The organism is Enterobacter sp. 2VL (genome assembly GCF_005503595.1).
In the GTDB taxonomy this organism is placed as follows: domain Bacteria; phylum Pseudomonadota; class Gammaproteobacteria; order Enterobacterales; family Enterobacteriaceae; genus Enterobacter; species Enterobacter cancerogenus.
Genome location: NZ_SCNE01000005.1, coordinates 284,346 through 303,183, shown reverse-complemented (window position 1 = coordinate 303,183; position 18,838 = coordinate 284,346). Strand labels below are relative to the sequence as shown.

17 protein-coding genes are annotated in these 18,838 nt (G+C 57.6%); 13 read left to right on the top strand and 4 right to left on the bottom strand.

What is annotated here, in order from left to right; all coding sequences use genetic code 11:
- The first annotated feature begins 6 nt into the window (after positions 1-6).
- The 7 genes from pepP to FFS28_RS14585 all read left to right on the top strand — a co-directional run bounded on the left by pepP (position 7) and on the right by FFS28_RS14585 (position 9,468).
- The gene (gene pepP, locus FFS28_RS14615; RefSeq protein ID WP_137272805.1) at positions 7-1,320 is read left to right on the top strand and encodes a Xaa-Pro aminopeptidase; all 1,314 of its coding nucleotides are present in this window, start codon (positions 7-9) and stop codon (positions 1,318-1,320) included.
- The gene (gene ubiH, locus FFS28_RS14610; protein ID WP_137849904.1) at positions 1,317-2,495 is read left to right on the top strand and encodes a 2-octaprenyl-6-methoxyphenyl hydroxylase; all 1,179 of its coding nucleotides are present in this window, start codon (positions 1,317-1,319) and stop codon (positions 2,493-2,495) included. Before pepP ends, ubiH begins: the two co-directional genes overlap by 4 nt.
- A gap of 12 nt (positions 2,496-2,507) precedes the next feature.
- The gene (gene ubiI / locus FFS28_RS14605; protein WP_137849903.1) at positions 2,508-3,710 is read left to right on the top strand and encodes an FAD-dependent 2-octaprenylphenol hydroxylase; all 1,203 of its coding nucleotides are present in this window, start codon (positions 2,508-2,510) and stop codon (positions 3,708-3,710) included.
- Between the two features lie 436 nt (positions 3,711-4,146).
- Positions 4,147-5,241 carry a glycine cleavage system aminomethyltransferase GcvT gene (gene gcvT, locus FFS28_RS14600; RefSeq protein ID WP_088208583.1) on the top strand — a complete coding sequence of 365 codons (1,095 nt, stop codon included), beginning with the start codon at positions 4,147-4,149 and terminating at the stop codon, positions 5,239-5,241.
- Positions 5,242-5,264: 23 nt separating this feature from the next.
- Positions 5,265-5,654 carry a glycine cleavage system protein GcvH gene (gene gcvH / locus FFS28_RS14595; RefSeq protein ID WP_006178383.1) on the top strand — a complete coding sequence of 130 codons (390 nt, stop codon included), beginning with the start codon at positions 5,265-5,267 and terminating at the stop codon, positions 5,652-5,654.
- Positions 5,655-5,780: 126 nt separating this feature from the next.
- On the top strand, positions 5,781-8,654 hold the full coding sequence (gcvP, locus tag FFS28_RS14590; RefSeq protein ID WP_137272728.1) for an aminomethyl-transferring glycine dehydrogenase: 2,874 nt from the start codon (positions 5,781-5,783) through the stop codon (positions 8,652-8,654).
- A 70-nt stretch (positions 8,655-8,724) separates the two neighbouring features.
- Positions 8,725-9,468 (top strand): SDR family oxidoreductase, encoded by a 744-nt coding sequence (locus tag FFS28_RS14585; RefSeq protein ID WP_006178381.1) that lies wholly within the window; start codon positions 8,725-8,727, stop codon positions 9,466-9,468.
- An 87-nt stretch (positions 9,469-9,555) separates the two neighbouring features.
- Here the strand turns inward: FFS28_RS14585 and FFS28_RS14580 are convergent, their stop codons facing one another.
- Positions 9,556-10,989: a 6-phospho-beta-glucosidase gene (locus FFS28_RS14580; protein WP_058608594.1), complete on the bottom strand. Its 1,434-nt coding sequence runs from the start codon at positions 10,987-10,989 to the stop codon at positions 9,556-9,558.
- Between the two features lie 118 nt (positions 10,990-11,107).
- Positions 11,108-11,836 carry a MurR/RpiR family transcriptional regulator gene (locus FFS28_RS14575; RefSeq protein ID WP_137849929.1) on the bottom strand — a complete coding sequence of 243 codons (729 nt, stop codon included), beginning with the start codon at positions 11,834-11,836 and terminating at the stop codon, positions 11,108-11,110.
- Positions 11,837-12,102: 266 nt separating this feature from the next.
- Between FFS28_RS14575 and trhA the strand changes: the two genes are divergently transcribed.
- Positions 12,103-12,762, top strand: a complete 660-nt coding sequence (trhA, locus tag FFS28_RS14570) for a PAQR family membrane homeostasis protein TrhA (protein ID WP_137849902.1) — start codon at positions 12,103-12,105, stop codon at positions 12,760-12,762.
- A 98-nt stretch (positions 12,763-12,860) separates the two neighbouring features.
- On the opposite strand, the gene ygfZ is transcribed toward trhA, so the two are convergent.
- Positions 12,861-13,841, bottom strand: coding sequence for a tRNA-modifying protein YgfZ (gene ygfZ, locus FFS28_RS14565; RefSeq protein WP_058608593.1), 981 nt, complete (start codon positions 13,839-13,841; stop codon positions 12,861-12,863).
- A gap of 294 nt (positions 13,842-14,135) precedes the next feature.
- Here ygfZ and sdhE point away from each other — a divergent pair, with 294 nt between their 5' ends.
- Positions 14,136-14,402, top strand: coding sequence for an FAD assembly factor SdhE (gene sdhE / locus FFS28_RS14560; protein WP_006178375.1), 267 nt, complete (start codon positions 14,136-14,138; stop codon positions 14,400-14,402).
- Complete coding sequence (locus tag FFS28_RS14555; protein WP_058608592.1) at positions 14,383-14,793, top strand: protein YgfX; 411 nt, start codon at positions 14,383-14,385, stop codon at positions 14,791-14,793. Before sdhE ends, FFS28_RS14555 begins: the two co-directional genes overlap by 20 nt.
- 7 nt (positions 14,794-14,800) lie before the next feature.
- Here the strand turns inward: FFS28_RS14555 and fldB are convergent, their stop codons facing one another.
- Complete coding sequence (fldB, locus tag FFS28_RS14550; protein ID WP_006178373.1) at positions 14,801-15,322, bottom strand: flavodoxin FldB; 522 nt, start codon at positions 15,320-15,322, stop codon at positions 14,801-14,803.
- Positions 15,323-15,423: 101 nt separating this feature from the next.
- Here fldB and xerD point away from each other — a divergent pair, with 101 nt between their 5' ends.
- Genes xerD through recJ form a run of 3 tightly spaced genes read left to right on the top strand, consistent with a single transcriptional unit; the run spans position 15,424 to position 18,801 of the window.
- Positions 15,424-16,320 (top strand): site-specific tyrosine recombinase XerD, encoded by an 897-nt coding sequence (xerD, locus tag FFS28_RS14545; protein WP_006178372.1) that lies wholly within the window; start codon positions 15,424-15,426, stop codon positions 16,318-16,320.
- A gap of 28 nt (positions 16,321-16,348) precedes the next feature.
- Positions 16,349-17,062 (top strand): bifunctional protein-disulfide isomerase/oxidoreductase DsbC, encoded by a 714-nt coding sequence (gene dsbC / locus FFS28_RS14540; RefSeq protein ID WP_137849901.1) that lies wholly within the window; start codon positions 16,349-16,351, stop codon positions 17,060-17,062.
- Between the two features lie 5 nt (positions 17,063-17,067).
- Positions 17,068-18,801, top strand: coding sequence for a single-stranded-DNA-specific exonuclease RecJ (recJ, locus tag FFS28_RS14535; RefSeq protein WP_137849900.1), 1,734 nt, complete (start codon positions 17,068-17,070; stop codon positions 18,799-18,801).
- The last annotated feature ends 37 nt before the right edge of the window (positions 18,802-18,838 follow it).

The window sequence follows — 18,838 nt, the reverse complement described above, 5'->3', positions numbered from 1 at the left end:
ATGGTTATGTCTACTCAAGAGTATTCTCGCCGTCGTCAGGCGCTGCTGGCAAACATGCAGCCGGGCAGCGCCGCGCTGATTTTTGCCGCGCCCGAAGTGACGCGCAGCGCCGACAGTGAATACCCCTATCGCCAGAGCAGCGATTTCTGGTACTTCACCGGGTTTAACGAGCCGGAAGCGGTACTGGTGCTGATCAAAAGCAATGACACCCACAACCACAGCGTCATTTTTAACCGCGTGCGCGATCTGACCGCAGAAGTCTGGTTTGGTCGCCGCCTCGGCCAGGAGGCTGCGCCTGCGAAGCTGGGCGTTGACCGTGCGCTGGCGTTCAGCGAAATCAACCAGCAGCTTTACCAGCTGCTGAACGGTCTGGACGTGCTCTACCATGCTCAGGGCGAATACGCCTACGCCGATGAGATCGTCTTCACCGCGCTGGACAAGCTGCGTAAGGGCGCGCGTCAGAACCTGTCCGCGCCCGCCACGCTGACGGACTGGCGTCCGGTGGTGCACGAGATGCGCCTGTTTAAGTCAGAAGAAGAGCTGAACGTGATGCGTCGGGCCGGCGAAATCAGCGCGCTGGCGCACACCCGCGCGATGGAAAAATGCCGTCCGGGGATGTTTGAATATCAGCTCGAAGGTGAAATTCACCACGAATTTAACCGTCACGGCGCGCGCTTCCCGTCCTATAACACCATCGTGGGCGGCGGCGAAAACGGCTGCATCCTGCACTACACCGAAAACGAAAGCGAACTGCGCGACGGTGAACTGGTGCTGATCGACGCCGGGTGTGAATACCTCGGCTATGCCGGAGACATTACACGCACCTTCCCGGTGAACGGCAAATTCTCGCCCGCGCAGCGCGAAATCTACGATATCGTGCTCGAATCACTGAATACCGCCCTGACGCTGTTCCGTCCGGGGACCTCTATTCAGGAGGTCACCGGGGAAGTGGTTCGCATCATGATTACCGGCCTGGTGAAGCTGGGCATCCTGAAAGGCGACGTGGACACACTGATTACCGAAAATGCCCATCGTCCGTACTTTATGCACGGCCTGAGCCACTGGCTGGGGCTGGACGTTCATGATGTCGGCGCATACGGCCCGGATCGTTCACGCGTGCTGGAGCCGGGTATGGTGTTAACCGTCGAGCCGGGGCTGTATATCGCGCCGGATGCCGATGTGCCAGACGCATACCGTGGGATCGGCATTCGTATAGAAGATGACATCGTCATCACCGAAACCGGCAACGAAAACCTGACCGCGAGCGTCGTGAAAAATGCCGACGACATCGAGGCGCTGATGGCGGCGGCACGCGGATGAGCGTGATTATCGTTGGCGGAGGCATGAATGGCGCCACGCTGGCGCTGGCCATTTCGCATTTGACCCAGGGCCAGCTGCCGGTGCATCTGGTCGAGGCCGTGGCGCCGCAGACGACGAACCACCCCGGGTTTGATTCGCGAGCCATTGCGCTGGCGCAGGGGACGTGTCAGCAGCTGTCACGCATTGGCATCTGGCAGGCTATCGCCGAGTGTGCTACAGCGATCAAGACCGTTCACGTTAGCGACCGCGGACACGCCGGGTTTGTAACCCTGGATGCCCATGATTACCGCATTGATGCTCTGGGCCAGGTTGTCGAACTGCACGACGTCGGGCTGCGGCTGTTCCGTCTGTTGCAGGACGCGCCGGGCGTAACCTTGCACTGCCCGGCCCGCGTGGCGAACGTGAGCCGCAGTGAAGAGGCGGTCAGCGTGACGTTAGAGAACGGTACCACGCTTGAAGGCCAGGTGCTGGTGGCGGCGGACGGTTCACGCTCCGCCATTGCCACCCGGTTTGGCGTGCAATGGCAGCAGGAGCCGTACGGGCAGGTCGGCGTGATTGCCAATGTCTCCACGGCGGGTGCGCACAACGGCAGAGCGTTCGAGCGCTTCACGCTGCACGGACCGCTGGCGATGCTGCCGATGTCGCACGGGCGCTGCTCGCTGGTGTGGTGCCATCCGCAGGAGAAGGCGGACGAGGTGCTCGGCTGGACAGACGACCGTTTCTGCAACGAGCTGCAAAAAGCCTTTGGCTGGCGACTCGGACGCATCACGCATGCAGGCAAACGTGCGGTTTATCCGCTATCGTTAACCACCGCATCACAATGTATTTCGCATCGCGTGGCGCTGGTCGGCAACGCCGCGCAGACGCTGCATCCGATTGCGGGGCAGGGCTTCAACCTGGGGCTGCGCGACGTCATGAGCCTGGCGGAATCGCTGGCGCAGGCATGGTCTGAGCAAAAAGACGTCGGCGGCTATGCCGTGTTGAGCCATTACCAAAACCGCCGCCGGGCCGATAAAGAGGCGACCATTGGCGTCACCGATGGCCTGGTACACCTGTTTGCTAATCGCTGGGGGCCGCTGGTTGCGGGTCGTAACCTCGGGCTGATGGCGATGGAATTGTTCATTCCGGCACGCGACGTGCTGGCGCAGCGGACTCTTGGTTGGGTCGCGCGTTAAGGAGTTATCACCGTGCAAAATGTTGATGTCGCTATCGTTGGCGGCGGAATGGTTGGACTGTCTCTGGCCTGTGGACTGCAGGGCAGCGGCCTGCGTGTGGCCGTGCTTGAGCAAAATCAGCCTCAGCCCGTCGCGCAGGATGCGCCCCCGGAACTCCGCGTCTCGGCCATTAATGCGGCGAGCGAGAAGTTGCTGACTCATCTTGGCGTCTGGTCAGATATTGTGGCCCAGCGAGCCAGCTGTTATCACGGTATGGAAGTGTGGGACAAAGACAGCTTTGGTCACATCACTTTCGATGATGAAAGCCTGGGCTATAGCCATCTCGGCCATATCATCGAAAACGCGGTGGTTCACCACGCGCTGTGGCAAAAGGCGCAGGCCTGTAGCGACGTTACGCTGATTGCACCCGCACAGCTTCAGCAGGTGGCGTGGGGTGAAAACGAAGCGTTTATCACCCTGCAAAACGGCGATATGCTGACCGCGCGTCTGATGGTCGGGGCCGACGGCGCCAACTCCTGGCTGCGCAATAAAGCTGACATTCCGCTGACGTACTGGGATTATCACCACCATGCGTTAGTGGCCACGATCCGCACCACCGAGCCGCACGGCGGCGTAGCGCGTCAGATTTTCCATAACGACGGCATACTGGCCTTCCTGCCGCTCAGCGATCCGCATCTCTGCTCGATTGTCTGGTCCCTGGTGCCTGAAAAAGCCCAGCAGATGCAGGATGCGACGCCCGATGCCTTTAACCAGGCGCTGTGCATCGCGTTTGATAACCGCCTTGGACTGTGCACGCTTGAAAGCGAGCGTCAGGTCTTCCCACTCACGGGCCGTTACGCCCGCCAGTTTGCCGCGCACCGTCTGGCGCTGGTTGGCGATGCAGCGCATACCATTCACCCGCTGGCCGGCCAGGGGGTCAACCTGGGCTTTATGGATGCGGCCGAGCTGGTTGAAGAGTTGCGCCGTCTGCACCGCGAAGGCAAGGATATTGGTCAGCATATGTATCTGCGTCGCTACGAGCGCAGCCGCAAGCACAGCGCGGCCATGATGCTGGCGGGAATGCAGGGCTTCCGCGAGCTGTTTGCCGGGGCGAACCCGGCGAAAAAAATGCTGCGCGACATTGGCCTGAAACTCGCCGACACGCTTCCCGGCGTTAAGCCTCAGCTTCTTCGTCAGGCGATGGGCCTTAACGATCTCCCTCACTGGCTTCGCTAAACACTCATTTTGATCCCCGTCACACTTTATTTTCCCGGCGCTGACGCCGGGAAAATCGTCTCGTTTGAAATAATCTAATTTCACGCGGTTTTTCGCATTAGATAATCTAATCTTACGTTTTTTTCGGAACGGAAAATCGGCCCGCTTTTCCGCACGAAATATCACCATCTGCTAAATGCTGTTAGATCATTGTTAATTTTATGCGGGTTTAATCGCATTTTCCCAGTGAATAACTCTGTAGGCTTTTTAGCGTTTTTTGGTCATAAGCTAATGTGATGACCCGTTTTACCTTATGGTTAACCGCCGGTTTCGGTGGTAAGTTCAGGTAAAAGAGAACGTTTGCGTCGGCGTCTGAAACGGAGGTCGGCGCCGGGTTTCGTGGCAATGTTGTTGCCTGTGAAACGCAAGACAGCCCTGCTTATTCAACGAGGAAAAGATGGCTCAACAGACTCCTTTGTACGAACAACACGTGTTATGCGGCGCACGCATGGTGGATTTCCATGGCTGGATGATGCCGCTGCACTACGGCTCGCAGATTGATGAGCACCACGCGGTGCGCACGGATGCCGGGATGTTCGACGTATCCCACATGACCATTGTCGACCTGCGCGGCAGCCGCACCCGGGAGTTTTTGCGTTATCTGCTGGCAAACGACGTCGCGAAGCTAAAAACGCCGGGCAAAGCGCTTTATACCGGCATGCTTAATGCCTCCGGCGGCGTGATTGATGACCTAATCGTCTATTACTTCTCCGAAGATTTCTTCCGCCTCGTTGTAAACTCCGCCACCCGCGAAAAAGACCTCTCCTGGATTTCCCAACACGCCGAACCTTACGCCATCGACATCACCGTGCGTGACGATCTGTCGCTGATCGCCGTGCAGGGGCCGAACGCGCAGGCGAAAGCCGCCACGCTGTTTACCGATGAACAGCGCCACGCTACCGAAGGCATGAAGCCGTTCTTCGGCGTGCAGGCGGGCGATCTGTTCATCGCGACCACCGGCTATACCGGTGAAGCGGGTTATGAAATTGCGATGCCGAATGAGAAAGCCGCAGGGTTCTGGCAAGCGCTGGTAGAGGCGGGCGTGAAGCCTGCGGGCCTGGGCGCGCGCGATACGCTGCGTCTGGAAGCCGGTATGAACCTCTACGGTCAGGAGATGGACGAAGGCGTGTCGCCGCTGGCGGCTAACATGGGCTGGACCATTGCCTGGGAACCGGCTGACCGCGACTTTATTGGCCGTGAAGCGCTGGAGATGCAGCGCGAGAAGGGCACCGACCAGCTGGTTGGCCTGGTGATGACCGAGAAGGGCGTGCTGCGCGGCGAGCTGCCGGTACGCTTCACCGATGCCGACGGCAATCACCGCGAGGGGGTGATCACCAGCGGGTCTTTTTCCCCGACGCTTGGCTACAGTATTGCCCTGGCGCGCGTCCCGGCGGGCATTGGCAACACGGCGGTGGTGCAGATCCGCAACCGCGAGATGCCGGTCAACGTGACCAAACCGATTTTTGTTCGCGCCGGTAAGCCGGTCGCTTAACGCTTTTTATCAGGAGAAATTTTATGAGCAATGTGCCAGCAGAACTGAAATACAGCAAAGAACACGAGTGGCTGCGCAAAGAGGCGGACGGCACTTACACCGTAGGGATCACCGAGCATGCGCAAGAGCTGCTGGGCGATATGGTGTTTGTTGATCTGCCCGACGTAGGCACCACCGTGAGCGCAGGCGACGACTGCGCCGTGGCGGAGTCCGTTAAAGCGGCCTCTGATATTTATGCCCCGGTAAGCGGTGAAATCGTCGCCGTGAACGACGCGCTGAGCGATTCGCCGGAGCTGGTGAACAGCGAGCCGTATGAAGGCGGCTGGATCTTTAAGATCAAAGCCAGCGATGAAGCGCAGGTAGCCGCGCTGCTGGATGCCACCGCGTACGAAGCATTACTGGAAGACGAATAACCGTTTTTCTCCCTCTCCCTTTGGGAGAGGGCCGGGGTGAGGGTATCCATTTTCCCCTCACCCTAACCCTCTCCCTGAGGGAGAGGGAGAATACACATTCACTGCACGTTTCAGGAACCATCGCTCATGACACAGACTTTAAGCCAGCTTGAAAACCGTGGCGCTTTCATTGAACGTCACATTGGGCCGGACGCTCAGCAACAGCAGGAGATGCTGAATACGGTTGGCGCGGATTCATTAAACGCACTGATCGGCCAGATCGTGCCGAAAGACATCCAGCTTGCCACGCCGCCTCAGGTGGGGGAGTCCACGACGGAGTTCGCCGCGCTGGCGGAGCTGAAGGCGATTGCCGGCCTCAACAAGCGCTATAAGTCTTATATTGGCATGGGCTACACCAACGTGCAGTTACCGCCGGTTATCCTGCGCAACATGCTGGAAAACCCGGGCTGGTACACCGCTTATACCCCGTATCAGCCGGAAGTGTCTCAGGGCCGTCTGGAAGCGCTGCTGAACTTCCAGCAGGTAACTCTGGACCTGACCGGACTGGACATTGCCTCCGCTTCTCTGCTGGATGAAGCCACTGCCGCAGCCGAAGCGATGGCAATGGCAAAACGCGTGAGCAAGCTGAAGAATGCCAACCGCTTCTTCGTGGCGGCAGACGTCCATCCGCAGACGCTGGACGTGGTGCGCACCCGTGCGGAAACCTTCGGTTTTGACGTGATTGTCGACGATGCCGATAAAGTGCTGGATCACCAGGACGTCTTTGGCGTGCTGCTCCAGCAGGTAGGCACCACCGGGGAAGTGCATGACTACAGCGCGCTGATCGCCGAGCTGAAATCCCGCAAAGTGATTGTCAGCGTCGCGGCTGATTTTATGGCGCTGGTGCTGTTGACTGCGCCTGGCAAACAGGGCGCAGACATTGTCTTTGGCTCTGCCCAGCGCTTCGGCGTGCCGATGGGCTACGGCGGCCCGCACGCAGCCTTCTTCGCTGCAAAAGATGAATTCAAACGCTCCATGCCTGGCCGCATTATCGGCGTGTCGAAAGACGCCGCTGGTAACACCGCCCTGCGCATGGCGATGCAGACTCGCGAGCAGCACATTCGCCGCGAGAAAGCGAACTCCAACATCTGTACTTCACAGGTGCTGCTGGCCAACATCGCCAGCCTGTATGCCGTCTTCCACGGCCCGGCTGGGCTGAAACGCATTGCCAGCCGCATTCACCGTCTGGCCGACATTCTGGCCTGCGGCCTGCAGCAGAAGGGCCTGACGCTGCGCCACGCGCACTATTTCGACACCCTGTGCGTTGACGTCGCCGATAAAGCAGCGGTGCTGGCGCGTGCCGATGCTGCAGAAATCAACCTGCGCAGCGACATCCACAACGCGGTCGGCATTACGCTGGATGAAACTACCACCCGTGACGATATCGTTAACCTGTTTAACGTACTGCTGGGCGATGCGCACGGCCTGGACATCGACGCGCTGGACAAAGACGTCGCGCACGACAGCCGCTCCATTCAGGAGAGCATGCTGCGCAATGATGCTATCCTGACGCATCCTGTGTTCAACCGTTATCACAGCGAAACCGAGATGATGCGCTATATGCACTCTCTGGAGCGCAAAGATCTGGCGCTGAACCAGGCGATGATCCCGCTGGGCTCGTGCACCATGAAGCTGAACGCCGCGGCCGAGATGATCCCTATCACCTGGCCTGAGTTCTCTGAACTGCACCCGTTCTGCCCGGCTGAGCAGGCGGAAGGCTATCACCTGATGATCAACCAGCTCTCCGACTGGCTGGTGAAGCTGACCGGCTACGACGCGCTGTGCATGCAGCCTAACTCCGGCGCGCAGGGGGAATACGCGGGTCTGCTGGCGATTCGCCATTATCATGAAAGCCGCAACGAAGGGCATCGCGATATCTGCCTGATCCCAAGCTCCGCGCACGGCACCAACCCGGCATCTGCTCAGATGGCAGGTATGGACGTGGTGGTGGTCGCCTGTGACAAAAACGGCAACATCGATCTCGCCGACCTGCGGGCGAAAGCCGAGCAGGCGGGCGAGAAACTTTCCTGCATCATGGTGACCTACCCGTCGACCCACGGCGTGTATGAAGAGACCATCCGCGAGGTGTGCGAAGTGGTGCATCAGTTCGGTGGCCAGGTTTACCTCGACGGCGCGAACATGAACGCCCAGGTGGGCATTACCTCGCCGGGCTTTATCGGCGCGGACGTGTCGCACCTGAACCTGCACAAAACCTTCTGCATTCCGCACGGCGGTGGCGGCCCGGGTATGGGACCGATCGGCGTGAAGGCGCACCTGGCACCGTTTGTGCCGGGCCACAGCGTGGTGCAGATTGAAGGGATGCTGACCCGACAGGGCGCGGTCTCTGCGGCACCGTTTGGCAGCGCCTCTATCCTGCCTATCAGCTGGATGTATATCCGCATGATGGGCGCGGAAGGGCTGAAGCAGGCAAGCCAGGTGGCGATCCTCAACGCCAACTACATTGCCACGCGCCTGAAATCTGCCTTCCCGGTGCTCTATACCGGCCGTGATGGCCGCGTGGCGCACGAGTGCATCCTTGATATTCGTCCGCTGAAAGACGCGACGGGCATCAGCGAGCTGGATATCGCTAAACGCCTGATCGACTACGGTTTCCACGCCCCAACCATGTCCTTCCCGGTGGCAGGCACGCTGATGGTGGAGCCAACGGAGTCGGAAAGCAAAGCCGAGCTGGACCGCTTCATCGACGCGATGCTGGCCATCCGCATGGAGATCGATCGCGTGCAGGACGGCGAGTGGACGCTCGACGACAACCCGCTGGTCAACGCGCCGCATACCCAGCACGAGCTGGTGGCGGAGTGGACCCACGGTTACTCCCGCGAGCTGGCGGTCTTCCCGGCGGGCGTGGCAAACAAATACTGGCCGACCGTGAAGCGTCTTGATGATGTCTACGGCGACCGTAACCTGTTCTGCTCCTGCGTGCCGATGAGCGAATACCAGTAATTCTGTTGCTGTAGTAACGTAGGCCGGGTAAGGCGAAGCCGCCACCCGGCTTTTTTATTGGGAGAAGACAATGGCAATTGCATTGGTTACCGGCGCCAGCCGCGGGATTGGTAAAGCCACCGCGCTGCAGCTGGCAAGCGAGGGCTACACCGTGGCGGTGAACTTTCACCACAACATCAAGGCCGCGACGGACGTGGTCAATCAGATTGTTGAGGCGGGCGGCAAAGCTTTTGCCGTGCGCGCCGACATCAGCGATGAAGCGCAGGTGCTGGCCATGTATGACAGCATCGATCGCGAAGGCGAACCGCTTATGGCGCTGGTGAATAACGCCGGCATACTGTTTGAACAATCGACCATCGAAAACCTGTCGGCCGAGCGCATCAACCGCGTGCTCGCCACCAACGTGACGGGCTACTTTCTCTGCTGTCGCGAAGCGGTAAAACGCATGTCGTTTAAACATGGCGGCAAAGGCGGGGCGATAGTGAATGTTTCATCCGCAGCTTCGCGTCTGGGCGCGCCGGGTGAATATGTGGATTACGCGGCCTCCAAAGGGGCAGTGGATTCGCTGACTACCGGTTTATCGCTCGAGGTGGCGGCACAGGGCATTCGCGTCAACTGCGTACGCCCTGGCCTGATTTATACCGATATTCACGCCTCGGGCGGCGAGCCGGGACGCGTGGATCGGGTCAAGTCCATGCTGCCGATGCAGCGCGGCGGCCAGCCGGAAGAGGTGGCGCAGGCGATTGTCTGGCTGCTCAGCGAGAAGGCGTCGTACGTGACGGGCAGTTTTATTGAACTGGCGGGCGGGAAATAAACGCCGGGTGGCGGCTTCGCCTTACCCGGCCTACGATTCGCAGGTTTGTAGGCCGGTGCAAGCGTAGCGCCGCCCGGCGTTACGGCGTTAAAGTTGCTCGCCGTTGCTGGCGATCACGGTTTTGTACCATTCAAAACTCTTCTTACGCGAACGGGACATATCGCCGGTGCCGTCGTCGTGCTTGTTCACGTAGATAAAGCCGTAGCGTTTGCTGTACTGGCCGGTGGTGAAGGAGACGCAGTCGATGCAACCCCACGGGGTGTAACCCATCAGGTCGACGCCGTCGTAAGTGACCGCCTTCATCATCTCTTCAACGTGCGCGCGCAGGTAGTCGATACGGTAATCATCGTTAATGCTGCCGTCCTCTTCCACCTTGTCGTACGCGCCGAAGCCGTTTTCCACGATAAACAGCGGCTTCTGGTAGCGCTCATACAGCTCGCACAGGGAGTAGCGCAGGCCCACCGGGTCAATCTGCCAGCCCCAGTCAGACGCCTTGACGTGCGGGTTCGGTACGCTGCCTTCAAAACCTGAGATGGCATCGCCCGTGCCGCCTTCCGCTTTCACCGCGTTGGTCATGTAGTAGCTGAAACCTAAGTAGTCACAGGTGCCTTCGCGCAGGATCTGCTCGTCGCCGGCTTCCATGTTGATGGAGAACCCGCGGCGCTCCCACTCGTTGAGCACGTAAGACGGGTAATAGCCACGCAGCTGGACGTCGGTAAAGACATAGCGCTCGCGCATGGATTCCTGGGCAAACATCACGTCCTCTGGTTTGCATGAGAACGGGTAAAGCGCCACCATCGCCAGCATGCAGCCGACTTTCATTTCCGGGTTAATACGTCGCGCTGCCTTCACCGCCAGCGCGCTGGCCACGAACTGGTGGTGCAGCACCTGGTACATGGTCTCTTCCGGATTATCATGCTCGGTATAGACCACGCCGGAGCAGCAGTAGCCGAACAGCGGCGCGCGCCAGTTGCGCTGGTTATTGATCTCGTTGAAGGTCATCCAGTATTTGACCTTATTTTTGTAGCGCTCAAACACCACTTCGGCGAAGCGTACAAAGAAGTCGACCACTTTACGGTTGGTCCAGCCGCCGTATTCCTGCACCAGATGCAGCGGCATTTCAAAGTGGGAGAGGGTGATCACCGGCTCGATGTTGTATTTCAGCAGTTCATCGAACATGTCATCGTAGAACTTCAGCCCCTCTTCATTCGGCTGGGTTTCATCCCCTTTCGGGAAGATGCGCGTCCAGGCAATGGAGGTGCGGAAACATTTGAAGCCCATCTCGGCGAACAGTTTGATGTCTTCTTTGTAGTGGCCGTGGAAGTCGATGGCTTCATGGTTTGGATAGTATTTTCCTTCCACCACGTCCTGAGTGATTTCGCGCGGGACGCCGTGGGCACCCCCGGTCAGAACGTCACAAATGCTCGGCCCTTTGCCGCCTTTGTTCCAGCCGCCTTCAACCTGGTGAGCGGCAACCGCGCCGCCCCATAAAAAGTCTTTCGGTAAGGTCAATTTTTTCATCGATGCTATTCTCAATAAATGACAACTGAATTCGAGTCTAGCAAAGCGAAATTAAATGTCACGATATAACAATTTCAGCAAAATGTGATTTGTCACAGCGAAAAAACAGGGTGTTTTATTACGTTAATTTCTTCGCCAGTTTGCGCCCGAGTGACTCCAGAATATAGATGACCGGAATTTGCGTGGTGATATCGTACACGCCGCCGATGCGCGTCTGGGGCACATGCCATGAAAGGTTAAAGTCGGCAAGCTTTGCCAGCCGGGAGTGTTCGTGGCTGGTGATGGAGAGCACTTTGCAGCGGTGCAGGCTGAACTGGCTGGCAAAGCGGAGGATCTCCTCGGTTTCGCCGGAAACGGACAGAACGATTGCCAGGGCATTTTTTGCCATATCGTTAGTGACCGGAAAATAAGGATCGTCAATATGGTTGCTGAATTTGCCAATATTAGAAAAGAAGCGAGCACCATATTTAGCCAGCGAGCCAGAGGTACCTGCTCCGACAAATATAATACGCTCGGATGACAGAATAATATCCACGGCATTATCTAACAGGGTGTCGAATTCTTCGTTATTTACGCTCTTAAAGAAACTGATGATTTCACTGGCACCGAAATTGGCCTGCTGCGGTTCGTTCTGCTCCAGATAGAGCTTAAAGCGCACGCGGAATTCCGAGTAGCCTTCACAGTTAAGCTTGCGGCAAAAACGCAGGATGGTGGTCGTGGATACGCCAGCTGCATCCGCCAGTTCACGGATGGTCATGTACATCACTTTGTCACGATTTTTGATGACATAGTTGTAGACCATCATCTCAAGATTATTGAGGCTGGCTATGGCGGAGTGGGTAAACATGCTCACAATGGCAAAACTCATATTCAGACATCTTATGAGAATCATACCATGCAGCCCTGAGAGGACATGCACTTTTATGGTATTGATTATCAATAGCTTACCGATAAATAGAACACCTGTTAGGTGAAATTATCTGTCATTGCGCTGATTTTAAAAGATAAATCTGGAATGTGCATTTTTTTTAGCTAACAGGTGTTCACTGGAAAAATTCTCAGTTAGCATGGTTACACGATGAATAATCATCTTTCGTTTTCCCGGAGTTACCTATGGTGAGCAAACCATCAATTGCACAGGGATATTCACTGGCTGAGGAAGTAGCCAACAGCATTAGCCACGGCATCGGGCTGGTGTTTGGCATAGTCGGACTGATATTGCTGCTGGTGCAGGCAGTCGATACCAACGCCAGCGCGATGGCGATTACCAGCTACAGCCTGTATGGCGGGAGTATGATCCTGCTGTTTCTGGCCTCGACGCTGTATCACGCCGTTCCGCATCAGCGCGCTAAAACCTGGCTCAAGAAATTTGACCACTGCGCGATCTATCTGCTTATCGCAGGGACGTACACGCCTTTCCTGCTGGTGGGCTTAAACTCGCCGCTGTCGCGCGGGCTGATGATTGTTATCTGGAGCCTGGCGCTGCTGGGGATCCTGTTCAAGCTGACCATCGCGCACCGGTTTAAAGTGCTGTCGCTGGTGACCTATCTGACGATGGGCTGGCTGTCGCTGATTGTGGTGTATCAGCTGGCGATCAAGCTGGCGGTAGGGGGCGTGACGCTTCTGGCCGTGGGCGGCGTGGTCTACTCGCTGGGTGTGATTTTCTACGTCTGCAAGCGTATTCCGTACAACCACGCAATCTGGCATGGGTTTGTGCTTGGCGGCAGCGTGTGCCACTTCCTGGCGATCTATTTGTATGTCGGGCAGGTGTAGTTTTTTACACCGTCCGGGCGGTTGCCCTCACCCACAGGGAGAGGGAGAACACCAAAACCACAGGCCCGGTAAGCACAGCGCCACCGGGCGATACAGCATCACTCTTCCAGCGAATACGGCAGCGGCTCGATGCTCAGGGTATTGGCATCATCCCGCACGCGGAATACGCTGTCGGCTTCCATATCGTTATTCATGACTACCTGAACCAGCACGCGGCCGTCGTCCAGCTGTACGGCGGCTAATACGGTGCCGGTACGGCGCCAGTTATCACCCATCTTCAGCTCAATATCTTCACCTGCTTGTGGAACGCGTCCGGCATGTCCCGCCAGGGTCCACAGCGCGCGCTTGTTCGCCCCACGGAATTTAGCGCGAGCCACCATTTCCTGGCCGGTATAACAGCCTTTCTTAAAGCTGATGCCCCCCAGCGCCTGCAGGTTAGTCGCCTGCGGAATAAACTGGGCGCTGTTTGCAGCGTCGATTACCGGCAGACCCGCTTCGATATTCAGCGCCAGCCACTGCTGGCTATTGTTGAACTGCGCTTCACCGCGCAGGGCCTCGGTAACGCGTTCAGCCGTTGCCTCGTCGGTCACCAGCAGAAAACGTTCGGCCGGATGTTCAAACCACAGCAGGGAGGTAACGCCTTCGCTGACCAGCGGTTTGTCAGCATCCGGAAGCGCGGCAAACAGGTTTTTCAGCGCGGCGCGCGCCTGGAAACCCGCCACGCCCAGCAGAACATGTTCATCATCCGGGGCGATGGTGACTTTGGAAAAGACCGCGTACTTTTTCAGTTCGGCCAGTTGGGCATCGCGCAGGCTACGGCGTTCGATAAAGGCAAAACCGTCCTGACGACGGAACAGACGCAGGTTGCTCCACATCTTGCCTTTAGGATCGCAGTGCGCCGCCAGCAAATGCTGATGCTCGGTCAACTGGGCGACGTCAGCCGTCACCTGACCCTGCAGGTATTTTTCGCTGTCCGCACCGGTGAGCGTCGCCAGTGCCCAGTCATCAAGAGTAATAAGCGTCAGCGGCAGACGCGCGGAGGCGGCAGGCTGGCGAGGAGAAAATGGTGTAAATGCCATAAGGATGTCCTGAATTGCTTAACGCTTTGATAATGCCTAATGGTAAAAGAGACTGTCGGCATTGCAAGTGCTTTCAGCAGGCCATTCGTGCCATCGAAGACTTCTGCGTAGTGCCACGCAAAATTATGTAATCCGTTGTCTTAGTGGGGGATAATCTGGCAGCCCGCTTCCAGGTCGTAATATTCCAGTAAAGAAACGGTCAAAAACACGTTACACTAGCGAGTGTTCCCACAAAGAAATAAAGCACCTGTAATGGGATACCGACTGTGCCAAATGTAATGCAGGAAACAGAACATGGATATTAACAACAAGGCCCGTATTCACTGGGCGTGCCGTCGCGGTATGCGTGAACTTGATATCTCCATCATGCCGTTCTTTGAGTATGAGTACGACACCCTGAGCGACGACGATAAGCGGCTCTTTGTGCGCCTGCTCGAATCAGACGATCCGGATTTATTCAACTGGCTGATGAATCACGGCAAACCCGCCGACACCGAGTTGCAACGGATGGTGCAATTAATTCAAACACGGAATCGGGAACGTGGTCCTGTGGCAATCTGAACTTCGCGTCTCATGGCGCTCGCAGTGGATGTCTTTATTGCTCCACGGCCTGGTCGCAGCCTTTGTACTACTGATGCCGTGGCCCCTTAGCTACACGCCTCTGTGGTTGCTGCTGCTGTCATTTGTAGTGTTTGACAGCGTGCGCAGCCAGCGCCGGATTAATGCCCGTCAGGGTGAGATCAAACTGCTGATGGATTCCCGCCTGCGCTGGCAGGGAAAAGAGTGGGACATCATCGGTACGCCGTGGATGCTCAATTCCGGCATGATGCTGCGCTTGCGAAGCGTGGATGGAGAGCGTCGGCAGCACCTGTGGCTGGCGGCTGACAGTATGGACGCTGCCGAGTGGCGGGATCTGCGCCGGACGATGTTGCAACAGCCGACGCAGGATTAACGGCGCGCTAGCTGAACTGCTCGGCCATTTCACCCAAAATTTGTTCGCACCAGTTTTGCAGGCGCTCGTCGCTGAGATCGTACTGATTGGTTTCATCCAGCGCGAGCCCGACAAAGAGCTGGCCGTCGGCGACGATCGGCTTTTTACTGGTGAACTCGTAGCCTTCAGTGGGCCAGTAGCCGATAAATTTCGCCCCTTTTGGTGCCAGCTTGTCGTGCAGCATTCCGAGTGCGTCCAGGAACCACTCGCCGTAGCCCAACTGGTCGCCCATGCCGTACATCGCAATGATTTTGCCGTCAAGATTAAGCGTATCGAGTTGGTCCCAGATGGCTTCCCAGTCTTCCTGGATCTCACCGAAATCCCAGGTCGGGATACCGAGGATCAGCACGTCGTACTGCTCCATCAGCGCGGGGGCATCATCTTTCAGGTTATGCAGCGTTACCAGTTCCGGGCCAATGATGTCGCGGATTTTTTCCGCCGCCATTTCGGTGTAGCAGGTGCTGGAGCCGTAAAACAGACCAATATTCATCGCGTAACTATCTCAATTCTTGCTATGACATTGCGCGTAGTGTACCAGAAACCGATGGCAATCAGGCATAATGGGAAGATTGCAGAATCAAAGGGGCCGATGTGGAAAAGGATCTCGCACTTGTCGAACAGTTTCTTGATGCGCTGTGGCTGGAGAAGAATCTGGCCGAAAATACGCTCAGCGCCTACCGACGGGACCTCACCATGCTGGTGGAATGGCTGTCGCGCAGAAAACTCTCACTTGAGACCGTGCAACACGACGATCTGCAGGCGCTGCTGGGCGAGCGCGTGGACGGAGGCTACAAAGCCACCAGCTCCGCGCGTCTGTTAAGCGCCATGCGTCGCCTGTTCCAGCATCTTTTCCGCGAGAAGATCCGCGCGGACGATCCTAGCGCGCTGCTGGCATCACCCAAGCTTCCGCAGAGGCTGCCTAAAGATCTCAGCGAAGCACAAGTTGAGAGATTATTACAGTCGCCCGCGGTTGACCTGCCGCTGGAGTTACGCGATAAAGCCATGCTTGAGTTATTGTATGCAACCGGCCTGCGCGTCTCTGAGCTTGTTGGGCTAACGATGAGCGATATCAGCCTGCGTCAGGGCGTGGTGCGCGTCATCGGTAAAGGTAACAAAGAGCGTCTGGTGCCGCTGGGCGAAGAGGCGGTGTACTGGCTGGAGACCTATCTGGAACACGGTCGGCCATGGCTTCTGAACGGCGTATCTATCGATGTTCTCTTCCCGAGCCAGCGCGCGCAGCAGATGACGCGACAAACGTTCTGGCATCGCATCAAGCATTACGCCACACTGGCAGGTATCGACAGTGAAAAGCTGTCGCCGCACGTTTTGCGTCATGCCTTCGCGACGCATCTGTTAAACCACGGCGCGGATTTACGCGTGGTGCAGATGCTGTTAGGACACAGCGATCTTTCAACGACGCAAATTTACACCCATGTCGCGACGGAACGCCTGCGGCAGCTACACCAACAGCACCACCCTCGTGCGTGAGTGCAGACGAATTGTAACAGGATCAACTATGAAAAAGTCTTTCGCGCTGTTCACTTTGCTGGCAGCTTCTTTTACCGGTTTTGCCCACGCTGACGATGCCGCCATTAAACAATCGCTGACCAAACTGGGCGTGACCAGCAGCGACATTCAGCCTGCACCGGTTGCAGGGATGAAAACGGTATTGACCAACAGCGGCGTGCTGTACGTGACCGAAGACGGTAAACACATCATCCAGGGCCCAATGTACGACGTAAGCGGCGCGCAGCCGATCAACGTGACCAACCAGCTGCTGATGAAAAACCTGAACGCGCTTGAAAAAGAGATGATTGTCTATAAAGCCGCGCAGGAAAAACACGTAATTACCGTCTTCACCGACATCACCTGTGGCTATTGCCACAAGCTGCATGAAGAGATGAAAGACTACAACGCCCTGGGGATCACCGTGCGCTATCTGGCCTTCCCGCGCGCTGGCGTACAGAGCCAGCCGGAGCAGGATATGAAGGCCATCTGGTGTGCGAAAGACCGCAACAAAGCGTTTGATGATGCCATGAACGGTAAAGGCGTTAAGCCTGCCACCTGTGATATCGACATCGCTAATCACTACGCGCTTGGCGTGCAGTTTGGCGTTAACGGTACGCCGGCAATCGTGCTGAGTAACGGCTACGTTGTACCGGGCTATCAGGGGCCAAAAGAGATGAAAGCATTCCTCGACGCGCACCAGAAACAGACTGGTGGTAAATAATCCGCGTGAAAGCCCTGATAACATTGCGCCGCCGCGACGCGGCTGACACGACAGGTTTACCCGCCGATCTTCCGCCGCTGTTAAAGCGGCTGTATGCCAGCCGTGGTGTCAAGACGGCAGAAGATCTTGAGCGCAGCGTCAAGGGCATGTTGCCCTGGCAGCAGCTCAGCGGTGTCGAAAAAGCGACTGAGATGCTCTACAACGCGTTCCGTGAAGGGACGCGGATTGTGGTGGTAGGGGACTTTGACGCCGATGGTGCAACCAGCACCGCGCTGAGCGTTCTCAGCCTGCGCGCGCTGGGCTGCGATAACGTTGCGTATCTGGTGCCGAACCGTTTTGAAGACGGTTACGGCCTCAGCCCGGAAGTGGTCGATCAGGCTCACGCGCGCGGCGCGCAGATGATCATGACCGTGGATAACGGGATCTCCTCCCATGCGGGCGTCGATCGTGCCCATGCGCTGGGGATCCCGGTGCTGGTCACCGATCATCACCTGCCGGGGGATACCCTGCCGGATGCCGAAGCCATCATTAACCCCAACCTGCGCGACTGTGATTTCCCGTCGAAATCTCTGGCAGGCGTCGGCGTGGCGTTTTATCTGATGCTGGCGCTGCGCACGCTGCTGCGCGATAAAGGCTGGTTTGAATCGCGCGGTATTGCCGTGCCGAACCTGGCGGAATATCTTGATCTGGTGGCGCTCGGTACCGTGGCGGACGTGGTGCCGCTCGACACCAACAACCGCATTTTGACCTGGCAGGGCTTAAGCCGCATCCGGGCGGGCAAGTGCCGTCCTGGGATCAAAGCGCTGCTGGAAATTTCTAACCGCGATCCGCTCAAGCTGGCGGCCAGCGATCTCGGCTTTGCCCTTGGGCCTCGTCTCAACGCGGCGGGGCGGCTGGACGATATGTCCGTCGGCGTGGCGCTGCTGCTGTGCGACAACATCGGCGAAGCGCGCGTACTGGCGAACGAACTGGATGCCCTGAACCAGACCCGCAAAGAGATTGAGCAGGGGATGCAGGCCGAAGCGTTGACCCTGTGCGAAAAGCTGGAGCGCAGCGGCGACACGCTGCCGGGCGGGCTGGCAATGTATCATCCCGAGTGGCACCAGGGCGTTGTCGGTATTCTGGCGTCACGCATTAAAGAGCGCTTCCACCGCCCGGTGATCGCCTTTGCGCCTGCGGGAGACGGCACGCTGAAAGGCTCGGGCCGCTCGATTCAGGGGCTGCACATGCGCGATGCGCTGGAGCGTCTTCACACGCTTCATCCGAATCTGATGATTAAGTTCGGCGGCCACGCGATGGCGGCGGGCCTGTCGCTGGAAGAGGCGAAGTTTGACGAGTTTCAGCGGCTGTTTGGCGAACTGGTGACCGCGTGGATCGATCCGGCGCTGCTGCACGGTGAAGTGGTCTCTGACGGTGAACTCCCGGCAGCCGACATGACCATGGAAACGGCGCAGATGCTGCGCGATGCTGGTCCGTGGGGGCAGATGTTCCCTGAACCGCTGTTCGATGGCCGCTTCCGTCTGCTGCAACAGCGCATTGTCGGCGAACGTCACCTCAAGGTGATGGTTGAGCCTGTGGGCGGCGGCCCGCTGCTGGACGGGATTGCATTTAACGTGGACACCTCCGTCTGGCCGGACAACGGCGTGCGTGAGGTAGAACTGGCCTATAAGCTCGATATTAACGAGTTTCGCGGTAATCGCTCCCTGCAAATCATCATCGACAATATCTGGCCAATTTAGCGTCAGTAAAGCTACAAAAAAGGGCGTGGATTCGGTA